Below are 14,891 nucleotides of genomic sequence, written 5' to 3'. Positions count from 1 at the left end.
GCCCCCGCTGCATCTCCACGATGGTCTGGTTGACCACGCCGCCCTCGAACACCCGCGCCGCGCCCTGCGTCAGGCTCACCAGCCCCGACGCGATGGCCGCGAGCTGGTCGGCCCGGTCCGGCGGGAAGCCGGAGGACGCGGCGAGCGGCAGGCCGTCCGAGGAGACGACCACCGCGTGCGCGACCCCGGGAACGGTGCTGACGAAGTCGGTGATCAGCCAGTCGACACCGCGTGCCGCGTGACTGAGGTCCTTCATGCGCCCTCCTCACTGCTGTCGGCGTCCCGGGGCCCCGCCGGGTACGCCTTGCCCTCGTTGATGTCCTCCCGGGCGGCCCGGAAGCCCTGCTGGAAGCTGGACAACCGGTTACGCACCCGGTCCGGCGAGACCGCCGGCATCGGCGCGACACCCTTGGGCGCGGCCGCGCCGGCCGCCGAGCCGGGGACCAGGTTGGCCTTGGGCACCCGCTTGGGCAGCCCCGACGCCGTCGCCCCGTCACGCACCGGCTCCACCACGGCCTCCGCCGCGCTCCACCCGGCGTCGGCCTTCGACGGACCCCAGCTCGCGCCGCCGGCGAACCACGCCGACTCCACGGCCGCGAAGATCGGCAGGTAGTCGTCACCGGCGGAGGGCTGGCTGTCGACCCGCGGGATGGGGCCGGTGCTGGCCACGTCGGTCTCCGGGAAGTCGGGCCGCGACGGTCGCGGCCGGCCCAGGGGCCGGTCGAAGGGCCGGCCGACCGGCGGCTCCGCGGCGCCCCACGGATGGGGGTCGTCGAGCGGGGGCCTGCGGGGCAGGCCGTTGCCGTCGGCGTTCCAGCCGGGGCTCTGCGGCGGCAGCCACGAGTCGTTCGTGTCGAACCCGGCGCGCGGCTCCGACGGCCAGCCGCTGGGCTCGGACGGCCAGGACGGCATGGCCGGCCAGCCGTTGTGCTGGGCGGGACCGGACGGGCCGGACGGGAAGGACGGGTGGCCGGGTCCCGGCTGGTAGCCGCCCGCGGTCCAGGTCGGCGTGGGGGCGGGCGACGGCGCGAGCTGCGGGCCGCGGTAGGCGTCCTCCTGCGCGGGGCCGGGCGGGTTCGCGTACGCGGGCGAGGGGTTGCCGAGCAGGGAGTCCGGCAGCAGCACCATGGCGGTCAGCCCGCCGGAGGCGTGCGGCCGGAGCTGGACGCGGATGCCGTGGCGGTGGGCCAGCCGGGCGACCACGAACAGGCCCATCCGGCGGGAGGCCGACACGTCCACGGTGGGCGCGTCGCTCAGGCGCTCGTTGGCCTGGACCAGCTCGTCCTGGGTCATGCCGATGCCCGCGTCGGTGATCGACAGCATGACGCCGCCGCCGTCGATGCGGCTGCCCGACACCGTCACCCTGGTCTCGCGCGGCGAGAACGACAGCGCGTTCTCGACCAGCTCCGCCAGGAGGTGGATGACGTCGTTGACGGCCTGGCCCGCCACCGAGACGCCGTCCGGGACCTGGAGCACCACCCGCTCGTAGTTCTCGACCTCCGAGAGCGAGGCGCGGGTCACGTCCACCAGCTTGACCGGCTGGCTCCAGCGGCGCGGCGGGTCCTGACCCGCCAGCACCAGCAGGTTCTCGCTGTTGCGCCGCATACGGGTCGCCAGATGGTCCAGCTTGAACAGGTTCGCCAACCGGCTCTCGTCCTGCTCACCCTGCTCCAGACCGTCGATCAACGTGATCTGCCGCTCCACCAGCGTCTGACTGCGCCGCGACAGGTTCACGAACATCGCGTTCACGTTCGAGCGCAACCGCGACTCCTCGCCCGCCAGCCGCACCGCCTCCCGGTGGACCTCGTCGAAGGCCCGGGCGACCTCGCCGATCTCGTCGTCGCCGACCACGCCGATCGGCTCCACGTCGGGCACGCCGGCCGTGTCCGAATCCCGCAGCCGCTGGACCGTTTCGGGCAGGCTGCGCCCGGCGATCAGCAGCGCCTCGCGCCGCAGCCGGCGCAGCGGGCCGCTGAGGGAACGTGCCATCAGCACGGTGACCAGTAGGACGAGCACCAGGAGGCCGGCGATCGCGATCGCGAAGACCATCGCGCCCTGCTGCTCGGAGACCTGGACGGTACGGCTGCGCAGCATGATCGAGTCGGCGACCCGCTGCTCGACCTGCCGCATGCCGTCGATGGTCTCGGTGACGGCCGTGAACCACGCCTGGCCGTCGCCGGTCAGGTCGAGTCCGGGGTCGGTGAGCGGCTGCCCGGCGTCCTGCAGGGCCAGGGCGCGGGCCTGGATGAGCTCGGCCCGGTCGACGGCCTGGCCGCTGACCGTGTCGTCGTAGGCCTGGCGCAGCGCGAGCGGCACCTGCGCGCGGAAGGCGGCCAGCTCGCTGTTGCGCTGGGCGCGGGCGGCGATGAACGCGTCCAGCTCGTCCTGGCTGAAGTGGCCGACGGCCAGCGCCGAGACCAGCAGCGCCCGCTGCCGCGACACGTACTGCTTGGCCCGCGACAGGGCGGCGAAGCCGGCGACGGTGTCGGTGAGCTCCTTGTCGACGGCGCCCTGGTCGATGGTGGCGTTGAGGCCGAGGAAGTCGGAGATGGAGCGGTCGTACAGCTCGATGACGGAGGCGACGTTGAGCTTGGACTCGGTCGCGGTCCTGCGCGAGCTGGGCAGCTCGTCGAAGCGGTTCTTGACGCGCACGGCCTCGGCCCGCAGGGGGCTGTCGGAGGCGGCGAGGGCCGCGACGTCGGGGCGCAGCTCGGCGACCAGCCGGTCCACGGTGGAGTACTGGGCGGTAACCGGGTTGCGGTCACCCTTGCGGTCCTGCGCCACGAAGGTGGCGGTGAGGTCGCGTTCCAGCTCGGTCTCGTGGGCCAGTCCGGTCAGCTTTCCGGCCAGGACGGCCGTCTGGTAGACGCGCTCGTACTCGGAGGCGCTGGCGACGGAGGAGACGACGCGCAGGCCGCCGAGCGCCAGCGCCGCGACGGTGGGGATGACGATCAGGACCAGGAGCTTCGTGCGCACGCGCCAGTTGCGCACGATGCCGCCGGGGCCCCGGGCGTGCCCGGGGTGGCCCGCCGGCCCGGTCCGCGTATGGGATGACGGAAAGGACGCCTCGGCGGGTAACCCGGAATCGCCGTTCGCAGGGGGCAATGTAGTTCTCACTGGCCTCCGCAACCTCTCCTTGGATGGCCTTGGTGCAAGAGATCGAATCGTGCCCGTGCTCGTCCGCGTGCCGCCCCCGGCACCGGTGGTCCGAAAACCTATTTATGTTCAACAGATAATTCGACAGCCGGTGTGGCCACACCGGCAAGTCGATCATCTGACATATGTCTCCACGTCCCGACAGTAGCCACACGTTCTCGATGAACGCCAGCCATATCATCACCTATATCTGGACATACCTCCAGAAAAACAGTGTGATCGTTTTTTCGCCAGATATATTGATAATTTCCAGAATCGGGGGACCATGCGCAAGGGTTGCCTGCGCTTTGGGGTGCGTCGAGTGTCGATCACCCCCGTTCAAAGGAGACGCGACATGAGGCTCGCTGCGGCAGGGCGCATCGCCCTGATCGGACTGGTGGCCACCCTTGCCCTGACGAGTTGCTCCAGCACGGACACCAAACCGGGAGATGCGAGCAACGCCAACGGGCTGGAGAAGACCGACCTGCTCATCGGGCAGTACCCGGGAGCGGACTCCGCCCCGCTGTTCATCGCGATCGAGCGCGGCTTCTTCAAGGAGCAGGGGCTCAACGTGAAGACCGAGGCCATCCAGGCCCCCCAGGCCGTGCTGCCCAAGCTGTCCAACGGCAGCATGGACGTGGTCCTCGGCAGCTACGCCACCATCCTGACGATCCAGAGCGAGGGCCTGGAGAAGTTCAAGTACATCGCCGACTCCTACCAGGGGGCCGCCGGCGCCTTCGGGATCATGGTGCGGCGCGACTCCCCCATCAAGAAGGTCGCCGACCTCAAGGGCAAGAAGATCGGCGTCAACGCCCTCAAGGGCCTCGGCGTCCTGACCATGAACCCCCACCTCAAGATCGCCGGCCTTGACCCGACCCCCGGCAAGGACATCCAGTACGTCGAGGTGCCCACCACCAACTGGCTGACGGCGCTGCAGAAGGGCGACGTGGACGCCGTCTGGATGACCGACCCCTACGTCAGCGAGGCCAAGAACAAGCTGGGCGCGACCATGCTGGTCGACACCATGTCCGGCCCCACCGAGAGCCTGCCGATCACCGGCTGGGCCGCCACCGAGAAGTGGGTCGCCGCCAACCCCAGGACCATGGGCGCCTTCCAGCGCGCGATGGCCAAGGCCCAGAACATCGCCGCGACCGACCGCAGCGCGGTGACCAAGATCCTGCCCACCTTCACCAAGATCCCCGCCGCCACCGCCGCCACCATCAACCTCGGCAACTACCCGACCACGCTCAGCGCCCAGCGCATCCAGCGCGTCGCCGACCTCATGGTCGAGTACGGCTTCATCAAGAGCAAGATCGACGTCGCTCCCATGATCGTCACCTCGCAGGGATGACGAGCACGGCCGCCCTGGCGGGGAGGGGGCGCAGCTCCCCCTCCCGCGCCCGGCTCGCGAAGTACCTCCGCCACGCCACCGGTGTGGCGGTCTTCCTCCTCGTCTGGGAGCTGGCCGGCCGCACCGGCCTGATCTCCTGGCTGCCCGCCGCCTCGACGTCGCTGGCCCGGGTGGCGCAGCTCGCCGCCGACCCGGCGTTCCTGGCCGACCTGGCCTCCACGCTCACCGCCGCGGCCGTGGGCCTGCCGCTGGCCGTGCTCGTCGCCGTCCCCGTCGGCCTGCTGCTCGGCACCGTCCCCGTGGTGGAGGAGATGACCCGCGCCATCGTCGAGTTCCTGCGGCCGATCCCGTCGGTCGCGCTGATCCCGCTCGCCCTGTTCTTCTTCCAGCCCGAGATCAACGCCAAGGTCGCGCTCATCGTCTACGCCGCGTCCTGGCCCATCCTCATCAACACCCTGTACGGCGTGCGCGACGTCGACCCCGTGGCCACCGAGACGCTGCGCTCGTTCGGCTTCGGCTCCGGCGCGGTCATCTGGCGGGTCAGCCTGCCGAGCGCGGCGCCGTTCATCTTCACCGGCGTCCGGCTGGCCGCCTCGATCACGCTCATCCTGGCCATCAGCGTCGAGTACGTCGTGGGCGGCGCCGGCGGCATCGGCGCCTTCCTCATCCAGGCGAGCACCGGCATCGGCGCCGACGCGATGGTCGACGTGATCGCGACCCTCGTGTGGGCCGGGCTGGTCGGGCTCGTCGTCAACACGCTGCTCCTGCGCGCCGAGCGGCGGCTCTTCCGGTGGCGGCACGCATGATCGCGACACTCGTCCGGCGGCTCTGGCTGGTGCCCGTGCTCCTGGCATGCTGGGAGCTGCTGGCCCGGGCCCAGGCCAGCCCGTACCTGCCCGCGCCGACCCGGATCGCCTCCTGGATGTACGAGCGGTGGTTCTCCGGGCCGTACGTGCTGACCGAGGAGGCGGTGGACAACTTCGTGCCGAGCCTCGTCCGCGTCGTCGGTTCCTGGAGCGTCGCCGTGGTCGCCGGGGTCGCGCTCGGCGTGGCGATCGGCCGGGTGGCGTGGCTGTCCGACTACGTGGACCCGCTCGTCGAGTTCGGCCGGGCCGTGCCGCCGCCCGCGATGCTGCCCGTCTTCCTGGTGCTGTTCACCATGGGCACCCAGGTGCAGGTGGCGACCATCGTGTTCGGCGTCGTCTGGCCGATCCTGCTCAACTCCATCGACGGGGCGCGCAACGTGGACCCTCTGCAGTTGGAGACGGCCGCGGTCTTCGGCGTGCCCGCCAGGCTGCGGCTGCTGCGCATCATCCTGCCCTCGGCCTCCCCGAAGATCTTCGCGGGCCTGCGGCTGAGCGTGTCGCTGGCGCTCATCCTCATGGTCATCTCCGAGCTGAAGGGCAGCACCGACGGCATCGGCTACCTGCTGAGCACGGCGAGCAACAACGCCGACATGCCCGGGTTGTGGGCCGGCGTGGTGGTGCTCGGCGTCCTCGGCTACGCCCTCAACTCCCTGTTCCTCATGGCGGAGCGCCGCGTGCTGACCTGGCACCGGGGAGCCCGCCGTACCGCGTAGGAGGCGGATGTGACGGACCTGCTGCTGAAGAACGTGCGGGTCGTGACGCATGACCGGAACGAGCCCGTCATGGCCGACATCGCCGTGACCGGCGGGCGCGTGGACCGCGTCGCACCGGGACTGCCCGCGGAGGGCGTGCCCGAGGTCATCGAGGGGGCGGGACGGCTCGCCTTCCCCGGCGTGGTGGACGCCCACCAGCACTGGGGGATCTACAACCCGCTGGCCGAGGACGCCGGCTCCGAGAGCCGCGCCTCGGCGCAGGGCGGGGTCACGACCGCGCTGACCTACATGCGCACCGGCATGTACTACCTCAACCGGGGCGGCGCCTACGCCGACTTCTTCCCCGAGGTGCTGGCGCGGGCCGAGGACCGCGCCTACGTGGACTACGGCTTCCACCTGGCGCCGATGTCCAGCGGCCACATCGGCGAGCTGCCCGACCTGGTCGAGCGGTTCGGCGTGCCGTCGTTCAAGATCTTCATGTTCTACGGCGGGCACGGGCTGCACGGCCGCTCGGCCGACCAGAACGCCTTCCTCATGCTGCCCGAGGGCGAGCGCTACGACTACGCCCACTTCGAGTTCGTCATGCGGGGCGTGCAGGCGGCCCGGGAGCGCTTCCCCGAGCTGGCGAGCGAGATCTCGCTGTCGCTGCACTGCGAGACCGCCGAGATCATGACGGCGTACACGCGGCTGGTGGAGGAGGCCGGCGAGCTGAGCGGCCTGGCCGCCTACAGCGCCTCGCGCCCGCCGCACTCCGAGGGGCTGGCCGTGTTCATCGCCTCCTACCTGGCCCACGAGACCGGTCTCGGCAACGTCAACCTGCTCCACCTGTCCTCGCGCAAGGCCCTCGACGCGGCCGTGCGGATGCAGCGGACCTTCCCCCACATCGACTTCCGCCGCGAGGTGACGATCGGGCACCTGCTGGCCGACATCGAGACGGCCAGTGGCATCGGCGCGAAGGTCAACCCGCCGATCAGGCCCCGCGAGGACGTGGAGGCGCTGTGGGAGTACGTGCTCGACGGCACGGTCGACTGGGTCGTCAGCGACCACGCCTGCTGCCGGGAGGAGCTGAAGTTCGGCGCCCCGGCCGAGGACGTGTTCCTGGCCAAGGCCGGCTTCGGCGGCGCCGAGTACCTGCTGCCCGGCCTCATCACCGAGGGCCGCCGCCGGGGGCTGTCGTGGGGCCGCATCGCCGCGCTCACCTCCTGGAACCCGGCCCGCCGGTACGGCCTGCGCACCAAGGGCACCATCGCCCCGGGCTTCGACGCCGACATCTGCCTGGTGGACCCGGACGCCACCTGGACCGTGCGGGCGGCCGACTCGGAGTCGGCCCAGGAGTACACGCCGTTCGAGGGGTTCGAGCTGAGCGCCAAGGTCACCGACACGTTCGTGCGGGGTCACCACGTGCTCGACACCGGCAAGATCGTCGGCCGGCCCGTCGGCCGTTACCTGCGCCGGCCGGTGGCCTGAGCAGGCGCCGGGAACGACCATCCTGATGTTCAACCATCCCTGACTTCGGTACAGTCAGCCTGTTATCTCCTCATCTCCGGATTCGCCTGTCCTAGGACGTCACTTGCTCGAGATAGACAACCTCACGCACGTTTACGGTCCCGGCAGTCCCAACGAGCACCGCGCGATCGACGGGCTCAAGCTCAGCGTCGCCGAGGGCGAGCTCCTGTGCATCGTGGGCCCCTCCGGATGCGGCAAGTCCACGCTGCTCCGCTCGATCGCCGGACTGATCACCCCCACGGGCGGCGAGATCCGGGTCGACGGCAAGCTGGTGCGCCAGACGCCCGACAACCTGGCCGTGGTCTTCCAGGACTACAGCCGCTCCTTGTTCCCCTGGATGTCGGTGGCCGACAACGTCGCGCTGCCGCTGCGCCGCAGGGACATGGACAAGCGCGCCCGGCGGGAGGCGGCCCAGGAGGCGCTGGAGTCGGTGGGCCTGCTCGGCGCCGCCGAGAAGTACCCCTTCCAGCTCTCCGGCGGCATGCAGCAGCGGGTCGCGATCGCCCGCGCCCTGGCCTACCGGCCCAGCCTCATGCTCATGGACGAGCCGTTCGGCTCGGTGGACGCCCAGACCCGCGAGGACCTGGAGGACCTCGTCCTCAAGGTGCGCGGCCACCACCGCATGACGATCGTGCTCATCACCCACGACATCGACGAGAGCGTCTACGTCGGCGACCGCGTCGTGGTGCTGTCCAAGGCGCCCGCGCACGTGGTGGGCGACCTGCGGGTGGACCTGCCGGGGCCGCGCGACCAGATCACCACCCGGGAGCACCCGGACTTCGTGCGCCTGCGGGCCGAGGTCGGCCGCCTGGTGCGCGGGGTGGACGTCGCGACCCCCGCCTGACCCGCTCCTGGAACGACGAGACGCCGCCGGACCGTGGTCCGGCGGCGTCTGTCGTACGGGCGGGGTCCTCCGCGCCAGGTGTCAGGCGGGCAGGTGGCTGTGCCGCGTGAGCGCGTGCTCGACCAGCGTGATCAGCGTGCTCTTCACCGAGTCGCGGACGCGGGCGTCCAGCCGCACGATCGGGATGTGCGAGCCCAGCGACAGCGCCTCGCGGATCTCGTCGTCGTGGTGGTTGAACTGCCCGTCCCAGCCGTTGATGCCGATGACGAACGGCAGCTTCGCCTCCTCGAAGTAGTCGATCGCGGGGAAGCTGTCGGCCAGGCGCCGCGTGTCCGCGAGCACCACGGCCCCGATCGCGCCGCGCACCAGGTCGTCCCACATGAACCAGAACCGGTGCTGTCCGGGCGTGCCGAACAGGTAGAGGATCAGGTCCCGGTCCAGCGAGACACGGCCGAAGTCCATGGCGACGGTCGTGGTGGTCTTGTTCGGGGTGAGCGAGACGTCGTCGACCCCTGCCGACGCGTCCGTCATCACCGCCTCCGTGGTGAGCGGGAGGATCTCCGAGACCGCACCCACGAACGTCGTCTTGCCCACGCCGAACCCGCCGGCCACGACGATCTTCGTCGAGGTCAGCCCGGCGCTAGAGCCTGCGAAGTCCACTGAGCACCCTTTCGAGCAAGTTGAGGTCCGGCTTTCCCGCGTCCAGCGCAGGCTGGTGCACGCGGATCAGGCCTTCGGACGCCATGTCGGCGATCAGCACCCGGACCACGCCCAGAGGCTGGCGTAAGAGGGCCGAGATCTCAGCAACCGACCTGACGTTCCGGGTCAGTTGAATGATCGCCTGATACTCCGGACTCAGCAGTGATATGTCTTGGTATTCCGACGTCACGGAGGACACCAGCGCCTCCATGGCGAACTTCATCCGCGGCGCCGTGCGCCCCCCGGTCACGGCATAGGGCCGTACCAAGGAGCTCGACTTCTGCGGACGTGGAGCCGCCGGATGCGGCGGAGTGCTATCACCAGCCCAACCCTGACCTGACACCATCTTCTCCTGTCACCGCCCGCTAACGGGGGCGGGCCGCCTGCAGCTCGGCGCGTACGGCAGGCGTGAGCACCTGACCCGCGCGCTCGACGAGCAGCGTCATCTGGTAGGCCACCAGGCCCATGTCACAATCGGGCGCGGCCAGCACAGCCAAACAGGAGCCGTCGCTGATCGACATGATCATCAACAGGCCGCGCTGCATCTCGATGACGGTCTGGGTGACCATGCCGCCCTCGAAGACACGGGCCGCGCCCTGCGTCAGGCTGATGACACCCGAGGCGACCGCGGCGAGCTGGTCCGCCCGGTCCTTCGGGAAACCCTCGGAGAACGCCAGTGGCAGACCGTCCGACGAGACCACGACGGTGTGCGCGACTCCCGGCACGTTGTTGACGAAGTCAGTGATCAGCCAACTGATGCCACGCGCTCCCTGGCTCAGTTCTCTCATTTCTCCTCCTCCTCGTTCCCTTCTCCGCGGGTGAACGCGCGGCCTTGCCGTACACCCTGTTGGAAGCTGGAGAGCCGGCTCCGCAACCTGTCGGGAGAGATCTGTGGCGCGGGTGACTGCACCTGGGGCTCGGCCAGGCTCGCCGTGCCGGGCACCAGGTTGGCCTTCGGCACGCGGCGGGGCAGGCCCGAGGACGTCGTGCCACCCTGCGCGGGCTGGGCCGCGGCCTGGGCGGCCTGGAAGCCGCTGTCGGCGGGCGACGACCACGCGGCGCCCGCACCGGACTCGCCGGGACGGCGGCGCGGCAGGCCGGAGGGGCTCAGGCTCTCCGGCTGGGCGTCCGGCGCGCCTCGCTTGGGCAGCGGCGGCGCCGGCGGCGGGCCGTCGAGGCGCACCGCGGGCTGCACGGCCGTCTCCGACTCCTCGGGCTCCTGCTCACGCGGGCGCAGCACCTCGGGGTCGGGCTTGCGGAACCAGTCGGAGCCCACCGACGAGAAGATCGGCAGGAACTCCTCGCTCGGCGGCTCCATCGCCGAGGTGCGGACGACCGGCAGCGGGCCGGTCATGTCCTGCGAGGAGTACTCGCCCGGGCCGAACGGGTCGAAGCCCTGCTGCCCGTTGGGCGCGAAGGAGTCGGCCGGCTTGACCGTCTCGGCGAAGGACGGCCAGCGGTACTCGTCGCCGAAGGGCGAGCCGCCGTCGTCGCCGAAGGCCGACCGGGACGGCTCGTCACCGAAGGACGGCCTGGACGGCTCGTCGCCGAACGGGGAGCGGGACGGCTCGTCGCCGAAGGACGGCCTGGGCGGCTCGTCGCCGAACGGCGGGCGGGACGGGTCGTCGCCGTACGGGCGGGCCGGCTCGGCGGGGGTGAACAGCGAGGCGGCCGGCTGCTCGCCGAACGACGGCCAGCGCGTCTCCGGCTCCTCGCGCATCGGAGGCGGCTCGGTGGCGAAGGACGGCCAGTTGGGCACGTCCTGGGCGGGCGCCGGGTCGGCGAAGGAACCCCAGCGCTCCTCCTGCGCGGGCGCCGGGTCGGCGAACGAACCCCAGCGCTCCTCCTGCGCGGGCGCCGGGTCGGCGAACGAACCCCAGCGGTCCTCCTGCGCGGCGGCCGGCTGCTCGTCGCCGAAGCCGGGCCAGCGCGGCTCGTCCGGCCGCGGCTGCTCCTCGGCGAACGAGGGCCAGTTGCCGGTGCCGGGTGCGGGCAGCGAGCCGGGCCATTCGGTGTCGACCGGCGCGTCGGAGCGGGGGTCGGCCGCGGCCGTCGGCGAGGCGTAGGCGCCGCTGCCGTTGGAGGCCGCGCCCTCGAAGGAGGGCTCGCCGAACATGCTCGGGTCGAAGTCGGTGAACGCCTCGTACTGGCCGCGCTGCTGCGGCACGCCGCCCGCGCCCTGGGCGCCCACGATCAGCGTGTTGGGCAGCATGACCAGGGCGCTCAGGCCGCCGGTCTCGCGCATGCGCAGCTGGACGCCGACGCCGTGGCGCAGGGCCAGGCGGCCGACCACGAACAGGCCCATGCGGCGGGAGACGGCGACGTCCACCACCGGCGGGTTGGCCAGCCGCCAGTTGGCCTCGGCCAGCTCGTCGGCCGACATGCCGATGCCCAGGTCGTTGATCGTCACGAGCACGCCGCCGTCGACGGCCGAGCTCGTGACCTGCACCTTGCTCTCACGCGGGGAGAAGGAGATGGCGTTCTCGATCAGCTCGGCGAGCAGGTGGACGGCGTCGGTGACGGCCGGTCCGGCGATCTGCACGTTCGAGGGGATCTGGATCTGGACCCGCTCGTAGTTCTCGACCTCGGACAGCGAGGCGCGGGCGACGTCGACCAGCGGCACCGGCTCGCTCCACTTGCGGGCGGCCTCCTGGCCGGCGAGGACCAGGAGGTTCTCGCTGTTGCGCCGCATGCGGGTGGCCAGGTGGTCGAGCCGGAACAGGTTGGCGAGCCGGTTCTCGTCCTCCTCGCCCTGCTCCAGGCCCTCGATGAGCTGGAGCTGCCGCTCGACCAGCGTCTGGCTGCGGCGGGAGAGGTTGACGAACATGGCGTTGACGTTGGCGCGCAGCTTGGCCTCGTCGCCGGCCAGCCGGATCGCCTCGCGGTGGACCTCGTCGAAGGCCCGGGCCACTTCCCCGATCTCGTCGCGGGTGTTGACGCCGATCGAGGGCACCTCGGGCAGCGCGGCGCCCTCGCCCGACTCGCGCAGCACGCGGACGGTCTCGGGCAGCCGGGTGGTGGCGACCTGGAGCGCCTCGGCGCGCAGGCGGCGCAGCGGGCGCACCAGCGAACCGGCCACGCGGGTGGTGATGACCAGGACGAGGAGCAGCAGCGCGAGGATCATCGCGCCGGAGATGATGGCGCTGCGCTGCTCGGAGTCGCTCAGCTCGCGGGTCTCGGTCACGATCCGGGTCGTCAGGCCGTCCTCGACCTTGCGCAGGGCGCTGACCTGGAGCGAGGTGCTCTCGTGCCAGAGGTTGAGTTCGCGGCGCGGGGTGGCGGTGATGTCGAGGTCGCGGATGAGCTTGTACTCGCGCAGCTGGGCCAGGGCGCGCTGGCGCATGGCGTCGGCGCGGTCGATCTGCAGGCCGCGCATGTTCTTGCGGTACGCCTTGAGGTCGTCGGCGCGGGCCTCTTCCTCGAAGGTGGTGAGCTCCTGCTGCTGACGGTTCCAGGAGCCGAGGAAGTCGGACAGGTCGTCGTAGTCGAGCTTGCGTTCCACGAGGGCGACGACGAGGATGCCCTGCTGGCGGGAGACCTCTTCCTTGGCCCGCTGGAGGGCGCCGAGGGCGACGACGTCCGCGCCGATGGCGTCGTCGTCGGTGCCGCCGGCCAGCTCGTCCTGGAGCTTGCTCATGACCTCGATCATGGAGCTGAAGGTGCGCAGGGCGGCTCGGGGCGGGGCGCTGCCGGTCTGGCCGATCGACTGGCGCAGGCCGTCGAGGCCGGTGAGCCAGCGGCGGATCTCCTCCGCCTCTGCCAGGGTGCGCGGCGAGTGCGCGGGGTCGAGCGCCGACACGGCCGCCAGGACGCGCTTGCGCACCGTGTTGACCGCGTCGCGCTGGGTGTTGAGCTGGGCCCGGCGGGCGGAGCGGCGGCCCTCGGCGATGTACCAGGCCGTGAGCGTCCGCTCCTTGCCGAGCTCGTCGGACATCGCGCCGACGGACTGCACCAGCTCGGCGATCTGGGTGAGCCGGCGGTACTCGGCGCTGGTGCCGATCGAGTTGGCCAGCTGGACGCCGGCGAGGAGCACGCCGACGACGGTCGGGATGAGGATCAGCGCGACCAGCCTGGTGCGCACGCGCCAGTTCCCCAGCCGGAACCGGCCGCCTGTGTACTCCTCCGGCCTGGTGTGCCTGGGGTTATCGGTCCTCACTGACTCTCGCAACCTCTCGCCGTACGTGCTCGAAAAATCTGACACGCTTGGGGCGCATGGGATTTGTGCGGGCTGGGTAATTGGAACACAACCCGTACCAGATCAGCCAACCGGACATATCCCATCAAATGCGACCAGACGTGCCATTTGGGTCGCATATCACCGCGCGTCTTCTTAGGCGTCTCTTCAGGCGGGCCGGAACGAGTCCCGCTCCGCCGGCGCCGCGTGCTTGACCATCAGGTGACGGGTCACCGCGTATTCCTGCACCGCCTCCTGGCTCATGTCCTTGCCGAACCCGCTGCCCTTGACCCCGCCGTGCGGGGCCTCGCTCGCGATGGGCAGGTGGTCGTTCACCCACGTCACACCCACGTCGAGACGGTGCGAGACCCGCATCGCCCGGGCGACGTCGCGCGACCACACCGAGGAGGCCAGGCCGTAGCGCGTGTCGTTGGCGAGCCGGACCGCCTCGTCCTCGCCGTCGAAGGGCAGGACCACGAGGACAGGACCGAAAAGTTCCCCTTGAACGATATCGCTCTTCTGATCCACCCCGGCCACGAGCGTGGGCGGGTAGTAGAAGCCGGGACCCTCGGCCGGGGCGCCGCCCTGGAGCACCTTCCCGGCCGCACGCTGCACGAACCCGTGTACGCGATCACGGTGCGCGGCCGAGATGAGCGGCCCGATGTCGGTGGCCGGATCCCACGGATCTCCGGTCACGATTTCGGCAAGAGTCGCCCGAATCGCCTCGATCGCCTCGTCGTGGACGCGGCGGTCGACGTACACGCGGGTGGCCGCCGTGCAGTCCTGGCCCGAGTTGTACGTCGCGCCCATCGCCACGCCCGCGGCCATGGCGCCGAGGTCGGCGTCGTCGAACACCAGCGCGGGCGCCTTGCCGCCGAGCTCCAGGTGGACCCGCTTCAGCGTCCGGGCCGCGCCGGTCATGACGGCCCGGCCGGTCTCGGTGGAGCCCGTGACGCTCACCATGTCCACGCCCGGGTCGGTGACCAGCGCCTCGCCCACCTCGGCGTCGCCCGTGACGACCTGCACCAGGCCACGGGGGGCGCCCGCCTCGGCGAACAGCTCCGCCAGGCGCAGCGTGGTGCGCGGCGTCTGCGGGGCCGGCTTGATCACCACGGCGTTGCCCGCGGCGACGGCCGGCCCCAGCTTCCAGATCGCCATGACCAGCGGGAAGTTCCACGGGGCGATCGAGCCGACCACCCCGACGGGCCGGCGCACCATGATCGAGGTGTAGCCGCGGCTGAACACCCCGGCGCCCGTGCCCTCCAGCGAGCGCGCCGCGCCCGCGAAGAAACGCAGGTTGTCGACGGCGAACGGCAGCTCGCCGTCGCGCACGACGGCGGCCGGCTTGCCGGTGTCCTCCACCTCCAGCCGGGTCAGCTCGTCGCTGTCGGCCTCCACCAGGTCGGCCACGCGCAGCAGCAGCCGCGCGCGCTCGCCCGGGGTCGCCTCCGCCCATTCGGCGAAGGCGGCGCGGGCGGTGGCGACGGCCGCCGCCACGTTCTCGACGGGGGTGTCCGGGACGCGGTCCGTCAGGTCGCCGGTCGCCGGGTTGATCAGTTCACGCATGGTTCTCGCTCCTGGCCGGCTCTCGCCGGCCCGGTCG

11 protein-coding genes and 1 pseudogene are annotated in these 14,891 nt (G+C 71.3%); 5 read left to right on the top strand and 7 right to left on the bottom strand.

Going from position 1 to position 14,891, the window contains the following annotated elements; translation table 11 throughout:
- Together HT134_RS43625 and HT134_RS43620 are read right to left on the bottom strand one after the other, a co-directional pair.
- A partial coding sequence (locus HT134_RS43625; RefSeq protein WP_175606379.1) for a roadblock/LC7 domain-containing protein occupies positions 1 to 256 on the bottom strand: 256 nt, incomplete at its 3' end.
- On the bottom strand, positions 253 to 2,976 hold the full coding sequence (locus tag HT134_RS43620) for a sensor histidine kinase (RefSeq protein WP_312888899.1): 2,724 nt from the start codon (positions 2,974 to 2,976) through the stop codon (positions 253 to 255). The genes HT134_RS43620 and HT134_RS43625, both read right to left, overlap by 4 nt.
- Before the next feature lie 514 nt (positions 2,977 to 3,490).
- Here HT134_RS43620 and HT134_RS43615 point away from each other — a divergent pair.
- The 5 genes from HT134_RS43615 (at position 3,491) to HT134_RS43595 (ending at position 8,415) form a co-directional block, all read left to right on the top strand.
- The gene (locus tag HT134_RS43615; RefSeq protein ID WP_175606378.1) at positions 3,491 to 4,486 is read left to right on the top strand and encodes an ABC transporter substrate-binding protein; all 996 of its coding nucleotides are present in this window, start codon (positions 3,491 to 3,493) and stop codon (positions 4,484 to 4,486) included.
- Positions 4,483 to 5,292 (top strand): ABC transporter permease, encoded by an 810-nt coding sequence (locus tag HT134_RS43610; protein ID WP_175606377.1) that lies wholly within the window; start codon positions 4,483 to 4,485, stop codon positions 5,290 to 5,292. The genes HT134_RS43615 and HT134_RS43610 overlap by 4 nt, the downstream gene beginning before the upstream one ends.
- Positions 5,289 to 6,065 carry an ABC transporter permease gene (locus tag HT134_RS43605; RefSeq protein ID WP_175606376.1) on the top strand — a complete coding sequence of 259 codons (777 nt, stop codon included), beginning with the start codon at positions 5,289 to 5,291 and terminating at the stop codon, positions 6,063 to 6,065. The genes HT134_RS43610 and HT134_RS43605 overlap by 4 nt, the downstream gene beginning before the upstream one ends.
- A gap of 9 nt (positions 6,066 to 6,074) precedes the next feature.
- Complete coding sequence (locus tag HT134_RS43600; protein WP_312888898.1) at positions 6,075 to 7,532, top strand: dihydroorotase; 1,458 nt, start codon at positions 6,075 to 6,077, stop codon at positions 7,530 to 7,532.
- Positions 7,533 to 7,635: 103 nt separating this feature from the next.
- Positions 7,636 to 8,415 (top strand): ABC transporter ATP-binding protein, encoded by a 780-nt coding sequence (locus tag HT134_RS43595; protein WP_175606375.1) that lies wholly within the window; start codon positions 7,636 to 7,638, stop codon positions 8,413 to 8,415.
- A gap of 81 nt (positions 8,416 to 8,496) precedes the next feature.
- Here the strand turns inward: HT134_RS43595 and HT134_RS43590 are convergent, their stop codons facing one another.
- The 5 genes and pseudogenes from HT134_RS43590 to HT134_RS43570 all read right to left on the bottom strand — a co-directional run.
- Positions 8,497 to 9,048 (bottom strand): GTP-binding protein, encoded by a 552-nt coding sequence (locus HT134_RS43590; RefSeq protein WP_175606382.1) that lies wholly within the window; start codon positions 9,046 to 9,048, stop codon positions 8,497 to 8,499.
- A gap of 7 nt (positions 9,049 to 9,055) precedes the next feature.
- Positions 9,056 to 9,460 carry a DUF742 domain-containing protein gene (locus HT134_RS43585; protein ID WP_235996047.1) on the bottom strand — a complete coding sequence of 135 codons (405 nt, stop codon included), beginning with the start codon at positions 9,458 to 9,460 and terminating at the stop codon, positions 9,056 to 9,058.
- 19 nt (positions 9,461 to 9,479) lie between these two features.
- Entirely contained in the window at positions 9,480 to 9,902 is a 423-nt protein-coding gene (locus HT134_RS43580) for a roadblock/LC7 domain-containing protein (RefSeq protein WP_055507217.1), read from the bottom strand.
- Positions 9,899 to 13,195 (bottom strand): sensor histidine kinase, encoded by a 3,297-nt coding sequence (locus HT134_RS43575; RefSeq protein ID WP_175606374.1) that lies wholly within the window; start codon positions 13,193 to 13,195, stop codon positions 9,899 to 9,901. Before HT134_RS43575 ends, HT134_RS43580 begins: the two co-directional genes overlap by 4 nt.
- Before the next feature lie 261 nt (positions 13,196 to 13,456).
- Positions 13,457 to 14,860 (bottom strand): annotated as a pseudogene (locus tag HT134_RS43570) (aminobutyraldehyde dehydrogenase); the annotation flags it as partial.
- Positions 14,861 to 14,891: the final 31 nt, after the last annotated feature.

It is taken from the genome of Nonomuraea rhodomycinica (assembly GCF_013363995.1).
GTDB classification, from domain to species: Bacteria; Actinomycetota; Actinomycetes; order Streptosporangiales; family Streptosporangiaceae; genus Nonomuraea; species Nonomuraea rhodomycinica.
The sequence above is the reverse complement of the archived record's forward strand: the minus strand, read 5'-3'. Positions and strand labels throughout refer to the sequence as shown.